A 23,531-nucleotide genomic window follows, 5' to 3' on the forward strand; every position below is an offset into this window, starting at 1 on the left:
CTTTTCGCCGGGTTGGTCGGCAATTAAGATGGAATTCGCCCCAAGCGAGGGGAATGCACCCCGGGTGGGAGATTGCCGCTCGGTCGAGCGGCCCCCGCCTTCCCACCCATCCGACCGCAGACACGACCGGTGGTTTGGAACGTAAGTCGCCGACGACACCGTTCGTTCGACGTCGGGACTTGCGGCCGCCGTGCGAGTAGTTTGATTCCTTTTTCTACAAAGGAGGACCGACGATGCGTAGAGCAGGACTATTACTGCTCGGCGCGGCCGTAGCGATCATGCTCGCGGCCGACACCGCGCACGCGGGACTGCTGTTCGGGCGCCAAGGCATCTTCGCCCGACGCCGTTGCGCGCGGAACATCATCGCCGTGGCCCAAATGGAGCAGGCGAAAGCCGCCCAGGCCAAGAAAGAGGCCGAAGAGGCTGCCGCCCGCGCCGAAGCGGCCAAGCAGGAAGTCGCCGATCTCAAGGCGGCCGTCGAAAAGACTTTGGCCGAATTGAAGGCCGACGTCGCCAAGGCCCTCGAGCAGGTCCAAGCCGAAACGAAGGCCGCTCAAAAGGCGAAGGCCGAAGCTGAAGCCGCCCAGGCGAAGGCCGAAGCCGCGCAGGCCAAGGCCAAGCAAGAACAGGCCGCCGCGGCCGAGGCGACCGCCCAGGCCCAAAAGCTGATGGCCGAAGCCAAGGCGCAACAGGCCGAAGCCGCCAAGGCGATGGAAGAAGTCGCCAAGGCCAAGGCCGAACTCGAAGCGCAGCGGAAAGCGATCGAGGCCGAAAAAGCCGAATTGGCCAAACAGGCCGATGAGATCGCCCAGGCCAAGGCGCAGCTCGAGCAACTGAAGGCCCAGGCCGAACAGGCGCAACAGGCGGCCGAAAAAGCCAAGGCCGAGCTCGAAAAAGCAAAAGCCGAGGCCCAAGCCGCCCAGGAGACGAGCGCCGAAGCACCCCAAGATCAACCACCGGTGTCAGCCCAGCCTGACCAACCTGCCGAAAACGTCAAAGGCGCCGAGGCTGCTGCTGCGGGGGCCCCGGCGCAGGAGTCGGCTTCACCACCCCAACCGTAGCGACACACGCGTCGCGAGCGGTCGGCCGGTGAGCCGATGACCGCAGCGCCCGACGGGAAACGGTTTCCTGCCGGGCGGTTTTTTTGCGCCGACCAACCCGAATGGAAAAGCAATCGGGATTCTCAAAACTCGCTTCGCGCAACAAAAAAGCCCGGCACCACTACCGAGCTTGGGAAACAGATTTCCTTTGAAGTGGAGGATAGGGGACTCGAACCCCTGACCTCTTGAATGCCATTCAAGCGCTCTCCCAGCTGAGCTAATCCCCCGACTCGATTGTCGATGCGGCATACCCATAAGGCAGGGTCGGCCGCACGTCTTATTATATTGGTCGATTCTCTTCGGCTTGGCAATGGGGGATCGGCGAAAAAGTGCCGCTCGTTCGGCGCGTCGCGGAAGGCGAACGCAATCGTTTTCTCGAACACTGAGCCGTTTCGAAGGCCTTCGGCTATCGCAGACAGGGCGGGCAGAAAGACGCCGGACCGTGAAAAAAAACCGCTTTTTGCGGATACGGCACGAAAAAAACGCAGGCGTCCCGTTCCGGAGGCCTGCGTTCGGTATTTCCTCGCCCGCATCGGGAAAATTAGAGAGTCGAGTGAGGCAGCCGAAACCACCTCACTCGAACTCCCACACAGGAAGCGGGGGTTGTGCCACAGTTGGTCGGCCGCCGATTTCGGCGACCACTTGTTCTCATGCACCCATCGACGGGCCGCGCACGCGAGTCAATCGGAAAATTTTCGTGAACGCTCGGCATCGATCGACATGAACGACATATCGTATTGTACACAATAAAAACTTTGTGTCCAGTAGTAGAGCATGATTTTTTGGCTCGCCCGCGTCCGGGCGTTAAAGTTTTGGCAACTTGCGCGCTTTGCTAGCATTGCCGGCTAACCCTAACATCTCTTCATTGCGAGGGTTTCGCGGTCTTGTTGAAATGATCGATTTGCCGTAAACTCCTGGCTGTCGGTTAGGGAAAACCGCCACTGCCACAGGGACGATCGAGCAATGCAAACTCTTACGGGGGACCGGGCGAAGGACGCAGACGTCGCCTATCGGCTCTTCGCCGACCGATCCATGCCCGCCGGATCGGAATTTCGCAATTCGCTGCACAAGGCTGTGTGGCGCACGCGGCGCTGGTTTCTCGGATGCCAAGCGCAAGAAGGCTATTGGCAGGCCGAACTGGAAGGCGACAGCATTCTCCAAAGCGAAACGATCTTGCTGTTGGCCTATTTCGGCAAAGAGGGCACGCCTCTTGCCCGCAAGTTGGCCGCGCACCTTATCGAAACGCAGCTTCCCGAAGGCGGCTGGGCGATGTATCCCGGCGGCAAGCTCGAGATCAGCGGCAGCGTGAAGGCGTACTTTGCCCTCAAGCTGACCGGGTATGACCCTTCGGAAGAACCGATGGTCCGCGCCCGCAACGCAATCATGGCCGCCGGAGGCGCCGACCGCGTCAACAGCTTTACGCGCTTTTACCTGGCGTTGTTAGGTCAAATCCCCTATTCGATCTGTCCCAGCGTGCCGCCGGAGATCATGTATCTTCCCAAGTGGTTTCCGGTGAATTTGTACGCGATGAGTTCCTGGTCGCGGACGATGGTCGTGCCGCTGTCGATCATCTCGGCCCGCAAGCCGGTGCGCGAGTTGCCGCCGGAACGCGGTATCCGCGAATTGTTCCTCGCGCCGCCGGAACGCTGGCCGGCCAATCGTAAGCCGGGCAGTCCTGAACGTCCGCCCTTTTTGAGCTGGGATCGATTCTTCCGGCTGGTCGATCGCACGTTCAAACTGTTCGAGCGGATGCGGCTTTTGCCCTTCCGCGAGCGTGCGGTGCGCGCCGCCGAGCGTTGGATGTTGGCGCACTTCGAGGGAAGCGACGGCATGGGCGCCATCTATCCGCCGATCGTGTGGAGCATGATCGCCCTCGACGCGCTCGGCTACGACTGGGACTCTCCCGAGATGGAGTACAACCGAAAGCAACTCCTCGATTTGGTCATCGAGGACGACGAGTCGGCGCGCGTGCAGCCGTGCCTGTCGCCGGTGTGGGATACGGCGATTGCCGTGCGGGCGCTGAGTCATGGGGGGCTCGACCTCGACTGCGCCGCGCTGCGTCGGGCCGTGACCTGGTTGTTGGACAAGCAGATACGACGGCCCGGCGACTGGTCCGAGACGGTCTCCGCCGAACCGGGCGGGTGGTGCTTCGAGCATCATAACGACTTCTACCCCGATTGCGACGATACGGCCATGGTCTTGCTCGCCATGCAGGATCAATATCGGCGCGAGAACCCGCTGAAAGCGGCCGTGCCGCCCGATTACGCAGTGACCGACGACCGAACCGATTCGCCGAACGACGCGGCCCCCGACAAAGAAAGCGTCTTGGAACGCATGCCCGAGGCCGTGGAACGCGGCATGCAGTGGTTGTTGGCCATGCAAAACCGCGACGGCGGATGGGGCGCCTTCGACTGCAACAACAACCGCGAGTTCCTGTGTCACATTCCGTTCGCCGATCACAACGCGATGATCGATCCGAGCACGCCCGACTTGACCGGCCGCGTGGTCGAGGCGTTGGGCGCCTTGGGGTTGACGTGCGAGCATCCCGCGGTAGCCAAGGCCGTCGCGTACCTACGGCAAACCCAAGAGGCCGACGGAAGCTGGTACGGCCGCTGGGGTGTGAATTACATCTACGGCACGTGGCAGGTGCTTACCGGCTTGACGGCGGTCGGTGTGCCGCATCACGACCGGGCCGTTGTGCTGGGCGCCCAATGGTTGCTGGCGCATCAGAACAGCGACGGGGGGTGGGGCGAATCGGCCGACTCGTACGACGATCCGTCGCTTCGCGGTCGCGGGCCGAGCACGGCTTCGCAAACGGCATGGGCCGTTTTAGGGTTGATCGCCGCCGGGCTGGCCGACCATCCGGCGACCGTCCGGGGCGTGCGGTTCCTGCTCGATCGACAAAATGCCGACGGTTCATGGTCGGAAACCGAGTTCACCGGAACCGGGTTTCCTCGCGTGTTCTACCTGAAATACCACATGTACCCTGTTTACTTCCCGATGCTGGCGTTGGCCCGGTTCGCGGTCTCGGCCGGTTCGTTTTTGCGGGACGAGATTCGCCCTGCGTTGCGGGTAGTGCGTCCTGAAAGAAATGAGTCGGAGCCGGGCGTCCTCGAATCGGCCTGACGGATCTTTCCCGCCGGGGTGTGGATGCACCGGGCAGGCGGCCGGCACGGACGCCCCCTATCGACAGCAACGAGTGATTCATGCGATTTCCCTTTTCTCTCAGCCGGGCAATGTCGTCGTACATGGTGCGCTGCCGATTGCGGGGTGTACGACGGTTTCCGTTGGTGCTCATGCTCGAACCGCTGCACGCATGCAATCTGCACTGTGCCGGGTGCGGGCGGATCCGCGAATACAAGGACTCGCTCAAGCAACGCTTGAGCGTCGAGGAATGCGTCGAAGCCGCCGAGGAATGCGGCGCCCCGGTGGTGAGCATCTGCGGCGGCGAACCGCTGATCTATCCCGAAATCGATCGCCTGGTCGAAACCTTGATCGACCGCGGCAAACATATCTACTTGTGTACCAACGGCGTGTTCATGCCGAGGTTCGTCGAGCGATTCCCCAAGAGCAGCCGCTTCTTGTGGAACGTACATCTCGACGGCATGGAGGCCACGCACGACGCGATCACCTGCAAACCGGGTACGTTCCAAAAAGCGGTCGAGGGAATTCGTGCGGCCAAAGAAGCCGGCATGTGGGTGACCACGAACACGACCGTGTATGCCGAGACCGACATGCACGAAATCCTCGTGTTGTTGGAATACTTGACTGAGCTGGGCGTCGACGGTTTTCTGGTTTCGCCCGGATACGCCTACCAGGCCGTGTTCGAAAAAGATACCGACGCCGAAAACCTGTTCCTCTCGCGGCGTGAAATTCAACGCAAGTTCTCGATGGTGCGCAAAGACCTCGAGCGCTTTCGGCTGATGACCTCGCCGATCTACCTCGATTTCTTGTGCGGCAAACGTGATCTCAAATGTGCCGCCTGGGCGAACCCGACGCGAAACGTCCGCGGCTGGAAAGGGCCCTGCTACCTGATCACCGATCGCCATTACGCCACGTTTCGAGAACTGATGGCCGAAACCGATTGGGACGCCCTCGGCCCGGAACACGATCCGCGATGCCGCGACTGCATGGTTCACTCGGGCTACGAACCGGCCGCCGTGCTGGCTGCGCAACGATCGCTTCGCGATGCGCTGACGATGGCGTTGTGGCAGTTGGTTTAGCCCGGATGCAATGAACGCCGACCAAACCGCTCTTTCGAGGGATTGTGAGGGAATCCGACCGGTGACAATTCGGGAATTCCGCGTATACTGGAAAAACCGGAACAGGTAATGTCACTCATTGTCGGCGACGTCGCGTTTTCCTGAATGCCGCGACAGCGGTACCATGCTCCCCCCGATTCTAGATGATTGGCGAAGGTCCCCCGGTCGTCTCTTGTGACGGTCGACACCAATCAGGTCCCTTGTTTGCGTCGATCGGCTGCGCCGGTCTTGTGTCGGCCAAGCGTCTGCGCCGTGTGCGTTGCGGCACCCCCTCGATGAGGGCGAAGTTTCCGAGTCCTTGGGCGATTCGGCTTTGTTTTCATCGCCCGCGGTGCGGACGCGCGAAATTCTCTCATCTAGTCGGTGGTCGAGGGCTGCAAAAATAGAGCGATCAAGGAGACCTGGAAAGCTGCGCGCACCCGTGAGGAACTGTCAAAAGAGGCGGCTATTCTACCGAAAGGGCAGGGTATTCGACATGAGCCGATTCGGGCCGCTGGTCATTGTGGTCGCGGTCGTCGGCTGGGGACTTCCGGCCGGGGCCGAAGAAATCGAACCGTCGTGGGAGTCGTTGGCCGCGCACTACCGCGTGCCCGACTGGTTCGTCGACGGCAAGGTCGGCGTTTGGATGCACTGGGGCATTTCGTCGGCGATCGATGAGGATCGACCGCCCGATGGTTCGCACTATGGTCGCCGCATGTATTCGCCCCTGCCGGAAGGCAAGCCCGAGTCGGAATGGACCATCGACGAGCGTTTGACGAGCTGGCACATCGAACGGTACGGACCGCTCGAAGAGTTCGGTTACGAAAAACTGATTTCGCTGTGGAAGGCCGAAAAGTGGGATCCCGACGCACTCACGGCGTTTTTCAAGGAGTGCGGCGCGCGGTTCATCATGCCGGTGGCCGTCCACCACGACAACTTCGACTGTTACGACTCGTCGTTTCCGTGGAACTCGGTGAAGATGGGCCCGCACCGGGACATCGTCGGCGAATGGAAAGCGGCTGCACGAAAACACGGACTGAAGTTCGGCGTGTCGACGCATTTGTATTGGTCTCCCCGATTTTTTGCCAACGCGCGCAAGTATCAGAAACCAGGAACGCCCGCCTGGACGTTCTTCAACATGGATTACAGCCCGACCGGCTATGCAACGCAGGACAGTTGGAATGAACACTGGTATGCCCGCTGTTGGGAGCTGATCGAGAAATACGATCCCGACATCTTCAACAATGATTGCCCCTTTCCGAAAGGCGAAGGCGGCAAAGAACTGGGGCTCAAGTTGTTCACGGCCTTTCTCAATCGCGACCTCAAAGAAAACGACGGCAAACAGACGGTCGTTCTCTCGCTGAAGGATGCCTCTTTGGATCGCCGCGCATTCACCTACAATCTCGAACGCGGCGGGGCCGACGACATCAAGCCGCAGCCGTGGATCTGGGCGACCGACCTGTCGGGCAACTGGTTCTACCGGCGCGACGCCGTCAATCGCATGAGCATCCCCGTGATGATCGGCAACGCGGTCGATGTGATCAGCAAGAACGGCATCGTGATGCTGAACGTGGCCCTGCGCGGCGACGGCACGCTGCCCGAAAATCAAGAGGCCTACCTGCGGGCGTTCGGCGCGTTTTTGAAGGCCAACGGCGAGGGCATCTACGGCTCGCGACCGTGGAAGACCTTCGGGGAAGGACCGCTCGAAATCAAAGACGGCCGTCAAGGCGAAAACCATCGGGAGTATTCTCCGGCCGATATTCGTTTTACGACGAAAGACGGCAAGTTGTACGCCTTCGTTCTCGCACCGCCGAAAGAAACGATCATCATTCACACGCTGGCCCAAGGCGGAATACTGGACCGCGAGATTCGGGCCGTGTCGATGCTTGGAAGCGACGAGGCGGTCGCGTGGCGGCGAACCGCCGAAGGACTATTCATCGAACCGCCCAAACGCATGCCGACGAAATACGTGGTCGGTTATCGCATCGAATTGAAGTAACCACCTTTTTCCCCCATCGGAGCAAGGACTCATGAAACGAACGGCGACGTTGATCGGTGCCGTGGCGGCGGTGGGAATCGCATGCACTTGTTCGGCTCAGGACTTCGCCGCGTTGCGGGCGAAAGTCTTGAAGCTCGAGCAATTGACGACGCCGCCGGCGTACCAGCCCGCCGAAGGCTTCGAAAGCACGCCGCGTTTGAAGGCGATCTACTACGACGCATTGCCGTGGCGGGGCAAGCCCACCAAGGTGTTCGCCTGGCTGGGGATGCCGCAGCGGGACGGCAAAGTTCCCGGCATCGTTCTCGTGCACGGCGGCGGCGGAACAGCCTTCAAAGAGTGGGTCGAAAAGTGGACCGAACACGGTTACGCCGCGATCAGCATCGCCGTCGAAGGGCAAACCGATCGGCGCGATCCGAACAATCCGCGGGCGTGGGAACGTCATCCCTGGGGCGGACCCGCCCGCGTGGGAATCTACGGCGATTCCGACGCACCCCTCGAAGATCAATGGATGTATCACGCCGTCGCCGACACCATTCTGGCAAACTCGTTGATGCGATCGTTGCCCGAGGTCGATGCCGACAAGGTCGGCCTGATGGGCATTTCGTGGGGCGGCGTCATTACCAGCACGGTCATCGGGATCGATCAGCGATTCGCGTTCGCGATTCCGGTGTACGGCTGCGGGCACCTCGCCGACATCGACAATCAGTACGGGGCGGCCTTGGGAAACAACGCGCTGTACCAAGAGGTGTGGGACCCGATGGTGCGGCTCGACAGGGCGACGATGCCCGTCCTGTGGTTCTCGTGGCCCGAAGATCAGCATTTCGCCCTCGATTGCCAGGCCCGATGTTACCGGAAAGCACCGGGACCGCACATGGTCGCCTTGGTGCCGGGAATGCGGCACGGTCACAGTCCGGGCTGGATACGGCCCGAAAGCTACGTCTTCGCCGATGCCGTTCTCGATGACGGCAAACCGTGGTGCGTGCAGGTCGAAGCGGGCGTTCACGAAGGAACCGCCTTCTGCCGCTTCGCAGCGACACGTCCCTTGGATCGCGCCGAACTGGTCTCGACGACCGATACCGGTTTCACAGGCACTCGCCGCTGGAACGTCACCCCGGCAACGCTCGTTCGCGAGGGAGACGTGTGGAAGGCCTCCGCCGCGCTTCCGCCGGGAACGACGGCCTGGTTCATCAACGTCGCGTCGAACGGCGTAATCGCCGGTTCCGATTTTCAGGAGACGCAACCGTGACACGTCGCGCATCGATCCTTTTGGTGCTTGTTTTCGCAACGAGCGGTTGGTTTCTGCCGGCGGTCGCCGAGACACCCGTCGATCGCGTCGTCTCGTTGACGGGCTTTTCGTGGGAGCGCGTGCCCGTATGTATCCACTTCGGCAAGCGCACGAGCGATTTGACCGATGCCGAACTGGGTTTTCTTGCCTCGCACGCCGGACTGATCACGCTGGAAAAAGGGCACGGCGCGTCCGTCTACGGCAGCACCGAGGCGGGCATTGCGAACACCGCCCGGCGTTTGAAACAACGCAATCCCGACGTGAAGGTTCTCTTTTACTTCAATGCCTTCATCAATTGGCCCGGCTATGACGCATTCAAGACGTACCGCGACGAGTGGACCCTGCGCGATCGTGACGGCAAGATCGTCTACAAGACCGGAAGGGTGTCGCGTCCCGATCCGTCGCAACCGGCGTTTCGTGAATGGTGGTCGAACATCGTCGCCGAAGAACTGAAAAACGCACCTTTGGACGGCGTCTTCGTCGACGCCTTGCCGCAAGCACTGGTTCCGTCGCTGGCGCGCAGCGTGGGCCAAGAGAAGGCCCGGGCCGTGGTCGCCGGGCTCCGCGAGATGATCGCACTGACCAAGCGCAAGATCGGCGGCGACAAGATCGTGTTGGCCAACGGGACGCGGGGCACGGATTTCCGCGAAATCCTCGACTGGGAAGGGCTCGACGGGGTGATGATCGAGCACTTCGCCGAGTTTTCCTCCGACACCCCCGAAGCCATCCTCGCCGATATGGAGACGCTCTCGATCGCCGCCGAAAAAGGCAAGTTCGTCGTTCTGAAGGGCTGGCCGGGATTCACGTGGCTGGATAGCGACATGATGAAACGCCCGCACGGCGAACTCTTACAACTCGCCCGCCGACGGATCACCTTCCCCTTGGCCTGTTTTCTGGTTGCGGCGCAACCGGGGTCGTACTTTTGCTACTCGTGGGGCTACACCGATCGGCACGGCACGTTGGATGCGTACCCCGAACTCGAGCGCCCGCTCGGCCCGCCGGCGGGCGCAGCCACGCGATCGGGTTGGGTGTTCCGACGCGAATTTCAACACGCATCCGTATTCGTCGACGTGAAGACCAAAGAAGCGCGAATCGATTGGAAGTGAGCCGATGAAACACCTGTTCGTCCGTTTGGGCATCGTATTGTCGGTCCTCCTGCTGTGGACCGGAAGGCCGGTTTGCGAAGCCGCGGAAGCGCAGGCCCCACGCCCGAACATTCTGTTCATCTTCGCCGACGATTGGGGGTGGGGCGACCTGTCGTGCCACGGCCATCCGTACGTGAAAACGCCGAACATCGATCGCCTCGCACGCGAAGGAACCGAGTTCTACCGCTTCACCGTCGCCAGCGGCGTGTGTTCGCCGAGTCGGACGGCGGTGATGACGGGGCATTTTCCGGCGCGGTACAACATCGACGGACACTTCGCTTGGGCCCATCAGAACGCACGCCGCAACATGCCCGACTGGCTCAACCCGAAGGTCGTCACGCTTCCCCGACTGTTGCAACAAGCCGGCTACCGCACGGCCCACTTCGGCAAGTGGCACCTTTCCAACGACATGATCCCCGATTCGCCCTTGCCGAGCGAATACGGATACGACGAGTACGGCGCGTTCAATTGTGCGGGCGAGCAGATGCCCGTCCACGAAGACGCCATGCACGCCATCGCATTCATCGAACGCTGTCGGCGCGAAGGAAAACCCTTCTTCATCAACCTCTGGATCCACGAGCCGCACACGCCGTTCCATACCGTACCCAAGTACGAATGGCGTTGTCGCGACATCGAGGAACGGACGGACCAGATCTTCGCGTCGGTCTTGATGCATGCGGACGACCGCATCGGCCGGGTTCTCGAAGCCCTCGACCGCTTGGAGTTGACGGAAGACACGCTGGTCATCTTCAGTTCCGACAACGGCCCCGCGCGGGCGGCCTCGCCGACGGAACTCGATTTGATGTACGACACGGCGACCGGTGCCGGCTGGAATATCGCGGCTTCGAAAGGCACGACCGCCGGACGTAAAGGATACAAGGCCAGCCTGTTCCAAGGCGGCATCAACGTGCCGTTCATCGCCCGTTGGCCGGGTAAGATTCCCGCCGGCAAAATCGACGACGTATCGCTCATCTCGGCGGTCGATCTGCTGCCCACTTTCTGCGAACTGGCGGGTGCCGAACTGCCGGAAGACTACACGCCCGACGGCGTGAGTCAGGTGAGAACTCTCCTGGGACATCCTTATCCCGTGCGAGAAAAGCCGCTTTTCTGGCGATTCCCGTCACCGTGGCCGATCCCTGCCGACCGCCCGCATCATTGGGCCTCGTATGCGGTGATCGATCGGCAATGGAAGTTGCTGGCGAACAAAGACCGCACCTACTGCGAACTCTACGACCTTTCGGCCGATCCGTTGGAGCGAAACGACTTGCACGAGACGAAGCGCGATGTCGTCCGCGAGTTGCTTCAAAAACTCGAAGCCTGGGAAGCGACCTTGCCGGCCGAGCCGGACCCGTCGTGTTTCTCGAAAGAGCGTACCACCTCACCGTAATCGGCACGGCAACCGGAATTGTCGATCGATTCCTATGACCACGCAGAGGCGAACCATGACGACTTTCCCCCGAACCGTCGGAATGAGACTCGGTATCGTGTGTGTCCTGTTGGCCGGGTGGGCAACCTGTGCCCAAGCCGAAGAAATGGACAAGATGTGGGGCGAACAAACGGCCCGGCCGGGCGTCGAATCGTCCGACAAAGCCGCGCTCTTCCGCGAGGGCAACTACGGAATGTTCATTCACTGGGGCCTGTACTCGCACCTCGGCGGCAAGTGGAAGGGGCAAACCTTCTACGGCATCGGCGAGTGGATCAAACGACAGATGCAAATCCCCGACGACGAATACAAGGCCGTCGCCAAAGAATTCAATCCGACCGAATTCGATGCCGAGGAGATCGTCCGCGTCGCCAAAGAGGCGGGCATGAAGTACATCATCATCACTTCGAAGCATCACGACGGATTCGCGATGTTCAAGTCGTCGCATCCGTTCAACATCGTCGATGCCACGCCGTTCGGTCGCGATCCGATGAAGGAGCTTGCCGCTGCTTGCCGCAAGGCCGGCTTGGGGTTCGGGTTCTATTACTCGCACAACCAGGACTGGACCGAGCCGGGAGGCGGCAACGGGCCGAAGACGCATCCCGACGGCTCACCCGCCACCTTCGAGCAATACTTCCGCAACAAGTGCTATCCGCAGGTCGAAGAAATCTGCACGCAGTACGGCCCGTTGAGTTTCGTGTGGTTCGATACGCCCGGAAGGATCCCCCAAGAGTTCGTCGAGGAACTGGTGAAGCTCGTTCGCAAGACGCAACCAAACGCCATGTTGTGCAGTCGCGTCGGTTACGGATTGGGCGACTACGCGAGCCTGGGCGACATGGAAGTGCCTCCCCGCAACATCGAGGGCCTGTGGGAAACGTGCGACACGACGAACGATTCATGGTCGTATGCCTGGTACGATCAAAACTGGAAGGACGCTCGCGAAATCTTGCATCGTCTGGTGGGCACCGTCGGACGCGGCGGTTCCTACCTGCTGAACGTCGGTCCCGACGGCAAAGGGCGGATTCCCGAACCGGCCAAGCAATATCTCTTGGAGGCGGGCGAATGGATCCGGCGTCATCCCCGCGTGGTGTACGCGGCTGGGCCGTCTCCGTGGGGGCACGCCCTAGCCTGGGGTGATGTGACCACGCAGGGCAACACCTTGAGTCTGGTCGTGTTCGATTGGCCGCAGGACGGCCGCCTCTTCGTACCGGGGTTGAAGACGCCGATCGCGTCGGCATGCATCATGACGACCGAAGGGAAGTCGCCGGTCGAATGGGCGCAACAAGGGACGTGGACGGTCATCGAGCTGCCGTGCTCGCCGCCGGAACGGCCCGCCGCGGTAATCGAAGTCGTCTTCGACGAAACACCGGAGGTCGATCCCACATTGGGAATCTATCCGAACATCGATTCGACGTTGTTGGTCGAATTCGCCGAGACCACCGCCGCCAAAAAAGAACGCCTGAAATGGATGGAAAAATTCGGCGAATGGAAACACATGACGCAAGTCGGCCCGTGGGAAGAAGACGGACACGTCACGTGGGAAGTCGATGTGGCCGAACCCGGTGATTACGCCGTCGAACTCACCTACCGCGGTGAAGGACGCATGGTGTGGCGAATCGAGACCGACGAAGGATTCATGCTCCAAAACCAGCAGAATTCGGCCTCGGTGTATCACGCTTATCCCTTCGGGCGATTGGTGTTCGACAAGCCCGGCAAGCACACCCTGCGGGTAACGCTGGTCGACGGAGATCGCGAGAAAGCGAGCCTGGCGTCGATGCGGCTGCATCCGATGGAGTAAGCCTTCCCCCTACCACCAGCATCGGAGAGGTCCTTCCCATGAGAACAGTCCTGTTAGCGGCATCAGTCTTGTTGCCGATGACGGTTTCGGGCGTTGTTGCCGAAGAAGTGCCGCCGGTCGAACGTCCCAACATCGTGTTCATTTTTGCCGACGACTGGGGCTGGGGCGACCTGTCGTGTCACGGCCACCCGTGGTTGAAGACGCCGAACATCGATCGGCTTGCCCGCGAGGGTACCGATTTTCTGCAATTCAACGTGCTGAACCCGGTGTGTTCCCCGAGTCGGACGGCTGCCTTGACCGGGATGTATCCCGCGCGATTCTGTATTCACCAGCATTTCGCCCATCCGTCGCTCAATCGCCAGCACGATATGCCCGACTGGCTCACAGGCGATGCGCCGACGATGCCCTGGTTTCTCAAAATGGCGGGCTATGCGACCGGGCATTTCGGGAAATGGCACCTGACGAACCGGCAAACGCACGGTGCGCCGCCGCCTGAAGCCTACGGGTTCGACGAGTTTGCCGTGTTCAACGGCGGCGCCGAGTGGCCCTCGGCTGAGTTGCACGACACGGCGAAGAATGCCGTCGAATTCATTCGAAAGCACCGCGACGGGCCGTTCTACGTAAATGTGTGGCTGCACGAAAGCCATACACCGCACGTGCCGACCGCCGAGTCGATGGCCCGATGGAAGCATCTCGACGAACAGAAGCAAGTGTACTCGGCCGTCATCACCGACGGCGACAACGCAGTCGGCGCGATTCTCGACTGCCTCGACGACTTGAAGCTGACCGACAAGACGATCGTGATCTTCTCCAGCGACAACGGCCCCGAATGGACGGCGGAGAAGCCGGGGCCTTCGCGGTACAATCCCGAAACCGGCCTGACGGCCTACGATACGTACTACAGCATCGGCAGCACAGCCGGCTTGCGGGGTCGCAAACGCAGCTTGTTCGAAGGCGGCGTGCGGGTGCCGTTTATCGTCCGCTGGCCGGGACGCGTACCCGCCGGCGTTCAAAACAACACGACAGTCGTCACCGCCGTCGATTTGTTGCCGACCCTGTGCGCCGCGGCGGGAGTGACGCTTCCCGGGGATTACCACGGCGACGGGGAAAACCTGCTGCCTGCTTTCGAAGGCAAGCCGATTCGTCGCACGAAGCCGATCTTCTGGGAATGGCGAGGAAACGATACCGAGCCCGATTGGTGGCCGCGTTTGGCCGTTCGCGACGGCGATTGGAAGCTGGTGCTGACCTACGATGCGCAGCGTGTCGAGTTGCACCGGGTGACGGAAGACCGCACCGAATCGCGCGATGTCGCAAAGGAACATCCCGAGATCGTCGCGCGATTGACCGAAATGGCATTGGCGTGGAAAGCGAGCCTGCCCGCCGAACCCGATCCGACGTGCATCGATCACAAGACCCGCTCGCAAACCCCGCAGACGCAGCCCTCTGCCGCCGCGCGGTCGCGCGCGACACCCGAAGCTCGTGCCAAGGCCTTCGCGCGGTGGGATACCGACCGCGACGGCATCTTGACGCTCGACGAATACACTGCCGGGCTGGAAGGACAAAGCAATCTGGAAAGTCGTTTCCGCAACTTCGATCGAAACGGCGACGGACGTCTGACGCGGGAAGAGTTCATCCGTCCCGGTGCTGCTTCGCGCTGAGCATCGTAGGACCTTGCGTCGTCATCACAGCACCCTCGTTCGATTCGGTTGCTTGTCGGTGGAACGAGGGTTCTTTTTCCCCGAGGAGTGTGCCTTCATGAGAACGATATTCATTTTCGCAGCAGCGCTCGCCGCGGCGTTCGCCTGTTCGGCGACCACGCTTCAGGCGGAAGAAAACGGTGAAAAGCCGTTGAAGAACGATCCGGTGCGACAAGAAGAGTTCATGGACTGGGGGCTGGGTATGTTCGTCCACTGGTCCATCGACTCACAATTGGGGTCGGTCATCAGTCATTCGCTGGTGGGGGCCTCGGACGATTACGTCGCACGCTTTTTCAACGAGCTCCCGAAGACGTTCAACCCCAAGCGTTTCGATCCCGACGATTGGGCGACAATCGCCAAGACGGCGGGCGCGCGGTACATGGTCTTCACCACCAAGCACCACAGCGGCTTTTGCATGTGGGACACGAAGACGACCGACTTCAACATCATGAACACGCCGTACGGGAAGGACATCGTCCGGCAATACGTCGACGCCTGTCGTCGCCACGAGATCAAGGTGGGATTCTACTTTTCGCCGGAAGACTTCTGGTACCTACGGCAGGTCGGCGAGACCATTCGGCGCGTGGGCACTTCGGGCAAGGAACGCGAAGGATTACTCGCCTACGACAAAAAGCAACTCGACGAGCTGTTCACGAACTACGGTCCGATCGACGTCGTCTTTCTCGACGGCGGTCAGAAAGAAGCCCTCGCGCAGTATATCCACCACTTGCAGCCGAATTGCCTGGTCACCCGCGGCGAAATGGCCACGCCCGAGCAACACCTGCCCGACGAACCGCTGCCCGGCCCGTGGGAATCGTGCTTCACGTTGGGCACCCAATGGCAATTCAAGCCGACCAATGAGGAATACAAGACCGGCGACCAGCTTATCAAAATGCTGATCGAAACGCGGGCGAAAGGCGGCAACCTGCTGATCAACATGGGCCCCGACCCGTGGGGTGTGATTCCGTTCGAGCAGGAACGCATCTTCCGGGAACTGGGCCTGTGGCTGTTCATCAACGGCGAAGCGATCTACGACGTGCGGCCGTGTCCGGTGATTCGGGAAGGCCCCGTTTGGTACACGCAAGCGAAAGACGGCAAGACCGTGTATGCCTTTCTGACCCAGTTCACCGGCGAAAACCGCTGGAAGTTCGGCGAGCGGAAAGAAATCGTTCTCAAGAGCTGGCGGGCGACCGACACCACGAAGGTTTCCGTCCTCGGGCAAAACGACAAGGTGCTCGAATATCATCGCACGGCCGATCCGCAATCGCGGTTCCGGCAGACCGAAGACGGGCTCGAAATCTCGGTCATGCGGGCGCAGCGAATCTACAACGACCGCAAGTGGCCGAACACCGTCGTCGTCAAGCTCGAAAACGTCGCGTTCGTCGGGCCGAACGGAAAATGAACGAACAACCGAGAGAAGAACACACGGAACGAGAAAACGCCATGAAGAAATACGCAACACCCGTGTTTTTCTTGCTTGCCGCAACGATCGTGTCGCAGGCCTGGGGGCAATCGCCGGCGCAAGCCCGACGACGGGAAACCCCGCAGCAGCGTGCCGAACGCATGCGATGGTGGACGGAAGCCCGCTTCGGCATGTTTGTCCATTGGGGCGTTTACGCCGCGACCGGCGGTGAGTTTCGCGGCTACATGCCGCCCAACAGCGCCGAATGGATGATGAACCGGGCGAAGGTCCCGATCGCCGACTATATCGAAGAGAACGTCAAGAAGTTCAATCCCGTCGAGTTCGATGCCGATGCCTTCGTCGGGCTGGCGAAAGAGGCCGGCATGAAGTACCTCATCTTCACCGCCAAGCATCACGACGGCTTCGCGATGTTCCACTCGAAGTGCAGCGACTACAACGTCGTCGACATGACACCTTTCGGACGCGACGTCGTCGAGGAACTCGCCGAGGCCTGCCGCAAGCACGGCTTGCGGTTCGGGCTCTACTACTCGCAGGCCCAAGATTGGCACCATCCCGGCGGCTTCGGCAACAACTGGGACAAGACGCTCGAACACGTCGATTCCGATATCTACGTGCGGGAGAAGGCCGTTCCCGAGGTCCGCCAACTGCTCACCGAGTACGGCCCCATTGCCGTCTTCTGGTGGGACACACCCCGGCAAATGAGCCGCGAATCGCTCGACAGCCTCTATTCGTTGACCGGGTTGCAGCCCGGCATCATCACGAACGATCGGCTGGGAGAAGAGTACCCCGGCGACTACAAGACCTTCGAGCGGCAAATTCCCGAACGTGCCCCGGCCGTCCCTTATTGGGAAGTCTGCATGCCGATCAGCGGCAGTTGGGGCTACAAGAAAACCGACACCGACTTCAAGTCGACGACGACGCTCATCCGCAACCTGATCGACATTGCGAGCAAGGGCGGCAATTACTTGTTGAACGTCGGCCCGACCGGCGAGGGTGTGTTGCTGCCGCAGGCGGTCGAGCGGCTGAAGGCGATCGGGCGCTGGATGAAGGTCAACGGCGAGTCGATCTACGGCACGTCGGCGAGTCCCTTCCCGCCGTTCGACTGGGGACGCTGCACGATGAAATCCGACGGCGAGGCAACGACGTTGTACTTGCACGTGTTCGATTGGCCGGCCGACGGCAAATTGCTGGTTCCCGGTTTGAAGAACCCGGTGCTTGCCGCGAGATTATTGGCCGACGACCGCAAGGTTGCGGCGTCGCCGGTCGACGAAGGCGTTCTTCTCACGCTTCCCGGCGAAGCGCCCGACCCGTACGCAAGCGTCGTCGCGCTGCGTGTGGCGGGCGAACCCGAAGTCGAAGCCGTCTTGCCTCAGCCGAATGCCGAAGGTGTCCTCACCTTGTATGCCGACGATGCCTATCTTCACAACAACGAGGGAGCCTCGCCCATTCGGGTCCGCAATCAGGAAACCACGCCCAACCTGGGTTACTGGACCGACCCGAACGCGTGGGTCGAATGGGAATTCCGGATCGACAAGCCGGGGCGGTACGCCGTTTCTGCCGTCGTAGCCGTTCAGGAACCCAAGACACGCTTTCGCGTGCGGATCGGCGATCACGAGCTGGTCCTCGAAAGCGCCTCGACCGGGGGGTACGGCGAGTACGTCACGCAGTCGTGGGGTACCGTCGAGCTCGACAAGTCCGGGGCGTACAGTCTGAGTATCCGTCCCGAACCCGACGCCTGGCAGCCGATCAATCTGCGACAGGTGCGACTGGTACGGCAATGAGCGGCGGCGAATGCAGCCTGCAAGTGACCGGCATCCGGTGCTTTGAGCGAGGATGACAAGCATGACACGGCGTACGCGCGAGGCCGCGTTGGCCCTGTGCCTGGGATTGGCAACAGTCGTGTTGCCGTCGGCGGCCGGCGAACCCCTCGATATCGACTTTCAAGCGTTTTTGGCCCGACACGACATGACCTGGGATCGCGTGCCCGACCGATGGGAATTGGCTCCCTTCGCGGGCAACGGAAACATCGGGTTCCTCTTGTACCGCAATCCGGACGATCCCGAAAACGCCGTCTCCATCCACGTGGGACGGCATGATTACTACGACCATCGTCTGCCCTACGAAGGCGATCAGATGTTGTGGATCTATCGCAGCCGTTTGCCGCTGGGCCGCTTCCAGATTCGTGCGAAAGGAAAGATCACCGGCGTCGATTGGCGGCTGGATTTGTGGAACGCAGAACTTCGCGGCACGGTGACGACGACCGAAGGCGCCTACACCTTGCGCGCGTTCGCACACGCCACGCTCGATGTGCTTGCGTGGGAGTTCGACACGAAAGGGGACGAAGCGCTCACCGTCGAGTGGCTGCCGGACGCGCCGATGCCCCCGGTACGGGCGACGCTCGACGCAGGCGGCGGTCCCACGGGTGGAACCTGGGATCGGATGCGCAAAGCCCCTTTGCCCATGCCGCCCCAACCGGAACGAATCGACGAAGGCAGCGTGCACTTCTGCCGTCAGATTTTGTATGCGCATCGGGGAGAAACGACCGTCGGCTGGCAAATCGACGGTGATCCCGCGAAATCCTTCACGCTGCTGGCCGGCGTCCATCACAGTTTTCCCGAGCAGAACAGCCTCGAGACCGTGCGGGCGACCTTGGTTCGCGCCTCGCGCATGCGCGATGACGAAACGTTTCTCGCCTCGCATCGGAAATGGTGGCACGAATACTATCCGCAAAGTTTTCTGACCCTCGACGACCCCGAAAAAGAGGCCTTCTATTGGATTCAGATGTACAAGCTGGCCTCGGCGATGCGCGGCGACGGTCCGATCCTCGACTTGATGGGACCGTGGTATCACAAGACCTTCTGGCCGATGGTCTGGGGGGATCTGAACGTCCAGGTGATCTATTGGACACACTTGACGGCGAATCGCCTGGAACTGGGCGAGTCGCTTCTGAACAATCTCGACAAGTACGCGAAGAACCTGGAAAAGAACGTGCCCGAGCATTGGACCGACAGCGCTTCGATCTCGGCTTGTTTCCCGCAAGATCTGGAGGGGTACGCGCACGGCAAGGTTCCCGACATGCTCGCATGGATCTTGCACGACTACTGGTTGCATTGCGTTTACGCGGGCGACCGCGAACGATTGAAAAACGGGCTCTTTCCCTTGTTACGAAAAACGGTCAATGCCTATTTCCACTACCTGGAAGACAATCCCACGACCGACGCCGACGGCAAGATCCACATCGCAAACAGTTGGTCGCCCGAGTATCCCGGCGGTCACGGACGCGATATCAACTTCACGATCGCGCTCTTCCGCTGGAGTTTGCGAACGCTGATCGCGCTGAACGACGAATTCGGACTCGACGATCCGTCGGCGTCGAAGTGGCAAGCGACGCTCGACAAGTTGGTCGACTTCCAGGTCGATGAGAACGGCCTGCGAATCGGGCGCGACATTCCGTTCGACCGGCCGCACCGGCATTTTTCGCACTTGCTGGCGTTCTATCCGCTGGCCCTGTTGCCCCCCGACGATCCGGCGATCGAAAAGCTGCTGCGGACCTCGGTCGATCATTGGCTCGACGTGACTTTCCACGGCAAAAACGGGACGAAGGCGATGCCCTTCACCGGCTACACGCTCACCGGGGCTGCGTGCATGTACGCCTGGCTGGGCGACGGCGACGAGGCCGACGCGTACCTGGATCGGTTCCTCGAGCACGAACGCGTGTCGCCCACGACGATGTATGCCGAGGGAAACCCGGTGATCGAAAGCCCCTTGTCGTTCGCCACGGCCGTGCACGAGATGCTGTTGCAAAGCTGGGGGGATACGATCCGCGTGTTCCACGGCACGCCGCAGACCTGGAAAAACGCGGCATTCCACAACCTGCGCACGCGCGGGGCGTTTCTGGTCAGTGCGAAGAAGAAGGACGGGCTCGTGCAGTGCGTGTCGATCACGAGCTTGGCCGGCAATCCCTGCCGTGTGCAAATCGGCATGAGCGAGCCGGTGGTGACGATCGACGGCAAACGCGCCTCCCCCGGCGCGGCAAGGCGCGAATCCGACGGAACGTGGGTCGTCGCCCTTCCCAAGGGAAGCACCGTCACCTTTACCGCCGGAACTCCCGGCGAGGTCGATTGCGCGATCCGCCCCCTGCCCGTGGCCGAATCGCAAAAACACCTGTTCGGCTACAGCCGCAAGACGGCACGATTGCCCGGCCACCGCCATTACGCGGGCAAGTGATGCGAAACACCGTCCGAATCGATCGCGGACCGAGCGGTCGGCACCCGGGTCGAGGCCGTCGAACGTCAAATGCTGCTGAGTTTGGCGAAATTGATATTCGCCGTCAGCGGGAAGACGCCGTAGATGCCGCGCGTGAAGACCAGCTCGATGAAGTCGTCGGCGACCAGAATCGGGCTCTTCGGGACGATGATCACGTCGGAGTCGGCCAGCCAGATTTCATCGGCCGGGCAGGCCTTCTTCCCGTGCAGCACGGCGTGAAGATCGAGCATCGTCGCCATCAGACGCCAGTCGGGACCGCGCCGGAAGACGACGATCTGGTGCAGGTGGGCCCCGTTGTTCCAGCTTCCGGCCATCGCCAAGGCTTGCAGGACGGTCGTCGGTCCCGTCAGCTCGTACCGCCCCGGCGCGCCGACCTCGCCCAATACGTAAATGTACCGCGGGGCACGCTGCACCAACACGGGAATCACCTCGACACCGTCGATCTCTTGGCGGTAGCGTTCGTTGATTTCGTCCTGCAACTCGCGCAGCGTCAAACCTTGTGCGTACACAGTCCCGATCGCCGGCAGCGCGATCGTGCCTTCGGGGGTGATCGTGACGGCCTGACTTTGTCCGCCGACGCCGCTGCGCCGGTCGACCGCCGAACGCAGGTCTTCCAGCTTGCTGTTGACGACCAACGGCGTCACCGTGATCGCGGGAACCTTGTAGTACTTCGTATACAACTGGTCGAGCTTTTGCCGAAGCTGATCGACGGTCATGCCCGTCACCTTCACCTGCCCCAACAACCGCAGCGTGATGGTGCCGTCGGGCTGGATGATCAGTTCGCGGGTAAGCGCAGGATCGGCGACCGATTCGATGCGGATCCGATCGCCCACGTTCAGCCGGTAGGGACGGCCGGTTTCTTCCCGCGTCAACCGGTAGATCAACTCGAGTTGATCGTCGACCCGAAGCCGATATTCATCGACGTGCGCCGTGCGGGCTTCGCCGACGTATTCGCCCTGCGCGTACTTCTCCCAGGCGATTACCCTCGCACGCTCCCAACCGCCGCGACGCGTCCAATCGCACACCGAGCAGTCGACGGCACAACGCGCGCACGGAGAAGCGGGATTCGTCGCTCGGCCGCACGTATTGCATCCGGGGAACGACGTCGTGACGGCCGACGGCCTTGCGGAATCGGGCCGGGCCGGAAGCGGTTCTTCCGCCGGTATCGAGGCAGTCGCCGGGGCGGGGGTGGGCTGCGTCCGCAATGCGGCGGCATCCGGCCGACCGGCGCGAACCTCACGTTCACCCGAAGATGCCTTCGTGGCCTTGCCTTTGAACAGACCGGTGAACGAAAGCGAAGGCCAAAACTCGGATTCGGTCGTTCGCGAGGCCGAGGACGGTTTCGCTTGCCCCACGAACGAAGGCTCGGCATGGGGCGTTTCCATCAACGCCCCGCCCGGGCGAGGTAACAGCGGCCGGTCGGCAACACCGAGAAACCGCTCAGGCGGAACCCACATCACCGCGTCGGCCACGGCGTGCAGGCGTGCTCCGACCGGTTCCAGCAAGCCGCACTGACGAATCGCCGCCGAGGCCAGTCGTTCGCTGCCCAGTTTTCCGTACACGTAGGCCAGGTTCCGCAATGCGGCCGCCGAAGGTCGAATGGCGACGCTTCGCTCGAGAACCGCGCGGGCTTCGTTCCAGCGACCGCCCCTGGCGAGGAGAACCCCCAGATCGTTCGCAGCCATGTAGTTTTCGGGCCAGGCCATCAAGGCGGCCTGGTATAAGGTCATCGCCTTGGCCTCCGGGGCCCGCGTGATGCGCGTCGGATCGTCGGCCAGTGCGACGTACACCTTGCCCAGTCCGCGAAGCGCCATCGATCCCGCGACTTCGCCGGAAGTCGCCGACGCGAGCTGTTCCTGCGCGAAAGTCAGGTATTGCCGGAAGGCGTCCAGCGGTGTCAATCCGTCGAGTGAGGCTTCCTTGAGCACGCGCGTTTGGTGGGCGCCGATGATGATTTCCAAGTCGTCCAGGTCCGTGAAACGCCCCGGCTCGGGCAGAAAATCCTCCGCCTCGTCGAGCGCCGCAAGCGCCGCGGCCAACGATTTTGCGTGTTTCCGCGTGCCCGCCTCACGATCCAGGGCGTCGGCCAGGACGTGAAGCGCCTCGACGAATTGCAACCGCGCCGCGAACAGCGCCTTGCGACCGGCCAATTCGTAACCGCGACGACTCAAGCGGTCGGCCTCGACCGCTGCCGCTTCGAGTTGAACCGAACGCGGCACCGGGCGCCCCGCCGGTTCCGGCAGCAACGCCGGGGGCTCGCTTGAGGACGGTACGCGTTCCGACGACGGTGTCTCCGAAACCTGTCGAGGCTCGGAGGACGGCGCAAGCTTCAACGCCACCGGCGGTTGAACCGGCGCTTGCACGGCGTTCGGACGAGCTGCCGCCTTGCGTTCGACCGATCGCAGCGCCGCCTGCAAATCCTCCAGCAAACGCCGATCTTCCTCGCGCGGCTCGAATGGGAACTCTTGTCGCGGGACGATCACCGCCGAAGCGGTGTCGGAATAGCTTGCCGCCTCGGCACGCGATGCGGCACCGGCTTGGGCCGTCGGCCAGGATACCAGCCGGATCCCTTCGAGAGATTCGGAAGCGGCAGGTGAAACGACGCCGTTTACCGCCGACGTCGAATGCAGTGCTGCCGGTGTCGATCCGGCACGCGTCGGTACGACCGGCGCGTCGGGCATCGGTCGCATCGGCGCCGCGTGTGTGCCGGCATGGTCCTGCTCGTGCGTTGCCGTCCCGCGCAGGCAACCTGCGGCCAGAAGAAACACCGACAGGCAACCCGCAACGAGGGCACTGATTTTGCGATCTATGGGATTCGACATGTGTTCCATCGATTTCGTCCGTGTTCACGTGCGGCGGTGCGTTGCTGATGTTTCCGCGCAGACAGCTCGTCTATTGGTTGCCGATCGGACGCCGCGACGCGAGACTATCAGCAAATCCGATTCAGGAATGAACACCGGCGGCGCAGGGGCTGTTACAGTCGGCAAATCCGAAGTCGATGCAGGCGCACAGTTTGCCTGCCGGTCGAATGCGTTGCGATTGAGCAGGTCCCGTTGACAGGTATAATCCGAGAGCAGCTCAATTTAGCCGCCCCCGGTGCGGCACGCATATTCGACAAAGCTTCACATGGCAAGTCGGTGAACGCCGGGGGTTG

General features: G+C 61.7%; 13 protein-coding genes and 1 tRNA gene. 12 read left to right on the forward strand and 2 right to left on the reverse strand.

All coding sequences use genetic code 11. The features are described from left to right. Positions 1-233: 233 nt before the first annotated feature. Complete coding sequence (locus ACYQ2I_RS00695; RefSeq protein ID WP_460165060.1) at positions 234-1,061, forward strand: hypothetical protein; 828 nt, start codon at positions 234-236, stop codon at positions 1,059-1,061. A 193-nt stretch (positions 1,062-1,254) separates the two neighbouring features. Here the strand turns inward: ACYQ2I_RS00695 and ACYQ2I_RS00700 are convergent. Continuing rightward, positions 1,255-1,327 (reverse strand) — tRNA-Ala (locus ACYQ2I_RS00700). 736 nt (positions 1,328-2,063) lie between these two features. Here ACYQ2I_RS00700 and ACYQ2I_RS00705 point away from each other — a divergent pair. From ACYQ2I_RS00705 to ACYQ2I_RS00755, 11 genes are all read left to right on the forward strand, one after another. Continuing rightward, entirely contained in the window at positions 2,064-4,226 is a 2,163-nt protein-coding gene (locus ACYQ2I_RS00705) for a terpene cyclase/mutase family protein (protein ID WP_460165061.1), read from the forward strand. Positions 4,227-4,306: 80 nt separating this feature from the next. After that, a complete protein-coding gene (hpnH, locus tag ACYQ2I_RS00710; RefSeq protein ID WP_460165062.1) occupies positions 4,307-5,323 on the forward strand; it encodes an adenosyl-hopene transferase HpnH in 1,017 nt (338 codons plus the stop codon). Positions 5,324-5,837: 514 nt separating this feature from the next. Next, positions 5,838-7,340, forward strand: a complete 1,503-nt coding sequence (locus tag ACYQ2I_RS00715; protein WP_460165063.1) for an alpha-L-fucosidase — start codon at positions 5,838-5,840, stop codon at positions 7,338-7,340. Between the two features lie 31 nt (positions 7,341-7,371). Beyond that, positions 7,372-8,586 (forward strand): alpha/beta hydrolase family protein, encoded by a 1,215-nt coding sequence (locus ACYQ2I_RS00720; RefSeq protein WP_460165064.1) that lies wholly within the window; start codon positions 7,372-7,374, stop codon positions 8,584-8,586. Next, the gene (locus tag ACYQ2I_RS00725; protein ID WP_460165065.1) at positions 8,583-9,731 is read left to right on the forward strand and encodes a putative glycoside hydrolase; all 1,149 of its coding nucleotides are present in this window, start codon (positions 8,583-8,585) and stop codon (positions 9,729-9,731) included. Before ACYQ2I_RS00720 ends, ACYQ2I_RS00725 begins: the two co-directional genes overlap by 4 nt. A 4-nt stretch (positions 9,732-9,735) precedes the next feature. Beyond that, positions 9,736-11,157, forward strand: a complete 1,422-nt coding sequence (locus ACYQ2I_RS00730) for a sulfatase family protein (protein WP_460165066.1) — start codon at positions 9,736-9,738, stop codon at positions 11,155-11,157. 82 nt (positions 11,158-11,239) lie between these two features. Continuing rightward, a complete protein-coding gene (locus ACYQ2I_RS00735; RefSeq protein WP_460165067.1) occupies positions 11,240-12,991 on the forward strand; it encodes an alpha-L-fucosidase in 1,752 nt (583 codons plus the stop codon). Between the two features lie 38 nt (positions 12,992-13,029). Next, on the forward strand, positions 13,030-14,649 hold the full coding sequence (locus ACYQ2I_RS00740; RefSeq protein ID WP_460165068.1) for a sulfatase-like hydrolase/transferase: 1,620 nt from the start codon (positions 13,030-13,032) through the stop codon (positions 14,647-14,649). A gap of 97 nt (positions 14,650-14,746) precedes the next feature. After that, complete coding sequence (locus tag ACYQ2I_RS00745; RefSeq protein ID WP_460165069.1) at positions 14,747-16,090, forward strand: alpha-L-fucosidase; 1,344 nt, start codon at positions 14,747-14,749, stop codon at positions 16,088-16,090. 41 nt (positions 16,091-16,131) lie between these two features. Next, positions 16,132-17,892 carry an alpha-L-fucosidase gene (locus ACYQ2I_RS00750; RefSeq protein WP_460165070.1) on the forward strand — a complete coding sequence of 587 codons (1,761 nt, stop codon included), beginning with the start codon at positions 16,132-16,134 and terminating at the stop codon, positions 17,890-17,892. A gap of 61 nt (positions 17,893-17,953) precedes the next feature. Continuing rightward, entirely contained in the window at positions 17,954-20,338 is a 2,385-nt protein-coding gene (locus ACYQ2I_RS00755) for a glycosyl hydrolase family 95 catalytic domain-containing protein (protein ID WP_460165071.1), read from the forward strand. 65 nt (positions 20,339-20,403) lie between these two features. Here the strand turns inward: ACYQ2I_RS00755 and ACYQ2I_RS00760 are convergent, their stop codons facing one another. Then, positions 20,404-23,199, reverse strand: a complete 2,796-nt coding sequence (locus ACYQ2I_RS00760; protein ID WP_460165072.1) for a polysaccharide biosynthesis/export family protein — start codon at positions 23,197-23,199, stop codon at positions 20,404-20,406. Positions 23,200-23,531 lie beyond the last annotated feature (332 nt).

This window comes from Thermostilla marina (assembly GCF_054657455.1).

Bases quoted from the DNA above. Each gene is read 5' to 3' on its own strand.
- ACYQ2I_RS00740 (WP_460165068.1), top strand. From the start codon at position 13,030: ATGAGAACAGTCCTGTTAGCGGCATCAGTCTTGTTGCCGATGACGGTT.
- ACYQ2I_RS00760 (WP_460165072.1), bottom strand. From the start codon at position 23,199: ATGTCGAATCCCATAGATCGCAAAATCAGTGCCCTCGTTGCGGGTTGC.
- ACYQ2I_RS00715 (WP_460165063.1), top strand. From the start codon at position 5,838: ATGAGCCGATTCGGGCCGCTGGTCATTGTGGTCGCGGTCGTCGGCTGG.
- ACYQ2I_RS00705 (WP_460165061.1), top strand. From the start codon at position 2,064: ATGCAAACTCTTACGGGGGACCGGGCGAAGGACGCAGACGTCGCCTAT.
- ACYQ2I_RS00755 (WP_460165071.1), top strand. From the start codon at position 17,954: ATGACACGGCGTACGCGCGAGGCCGCGTTGGCCCTGTGCCTGGGATTG.
- ACYQ2I_RS00745 (WP_460165069.1), top strand. From the start codon at position 14,747: ATGAGAACGATATTCATTTTCGCAGCAGCGCTCGCCGCGGCGTTCGCC.
- hpnH (WP_460165062.1), top strand. From the start codon at position 4,307: ATGCGATTTCCCTTTTCTCTCAGCCGGGCAATGTCGTCGTACATGGTG.
- ACYQ2I_RS00735 (WP_460165067.1), top strand. From the start codon at position 11,240: ATGAGACTCGGTATCGTGTGTGTCCTGTTGGCCGGGTGGGCAACCTGT.
- ACYQ2I_RS00730 (WP_460165066.1), top strand. From the start codon at position 9,736: ATGAAACACCTGTTCGTCCGTTTGGGCATCGTATTGTCGGTCCTCCTG.
- ACYQ2I_RS00695 (WP_460165060.1), top strand. From the start codon at position 234: ATGCGTAGAGCAGGACTATTACTGCTCGGCGCGGCCGTAGCGATCATG.
- ACYQ2I_RS00750 (WP_460165070.1), top strand. From the start codon at position 16,132: ATGAAGAAATACGCAACACCCGTGTTTTTCTTGCTTGCCGCAACGATC.
- ACYQ2I_RS00720 (WP_460165064.1), top strand. From the start codon at position 7,372: ATGAAACGAACGGCGACGTTGATCGGTGCCGTGGCGGCGGTGGGAATC.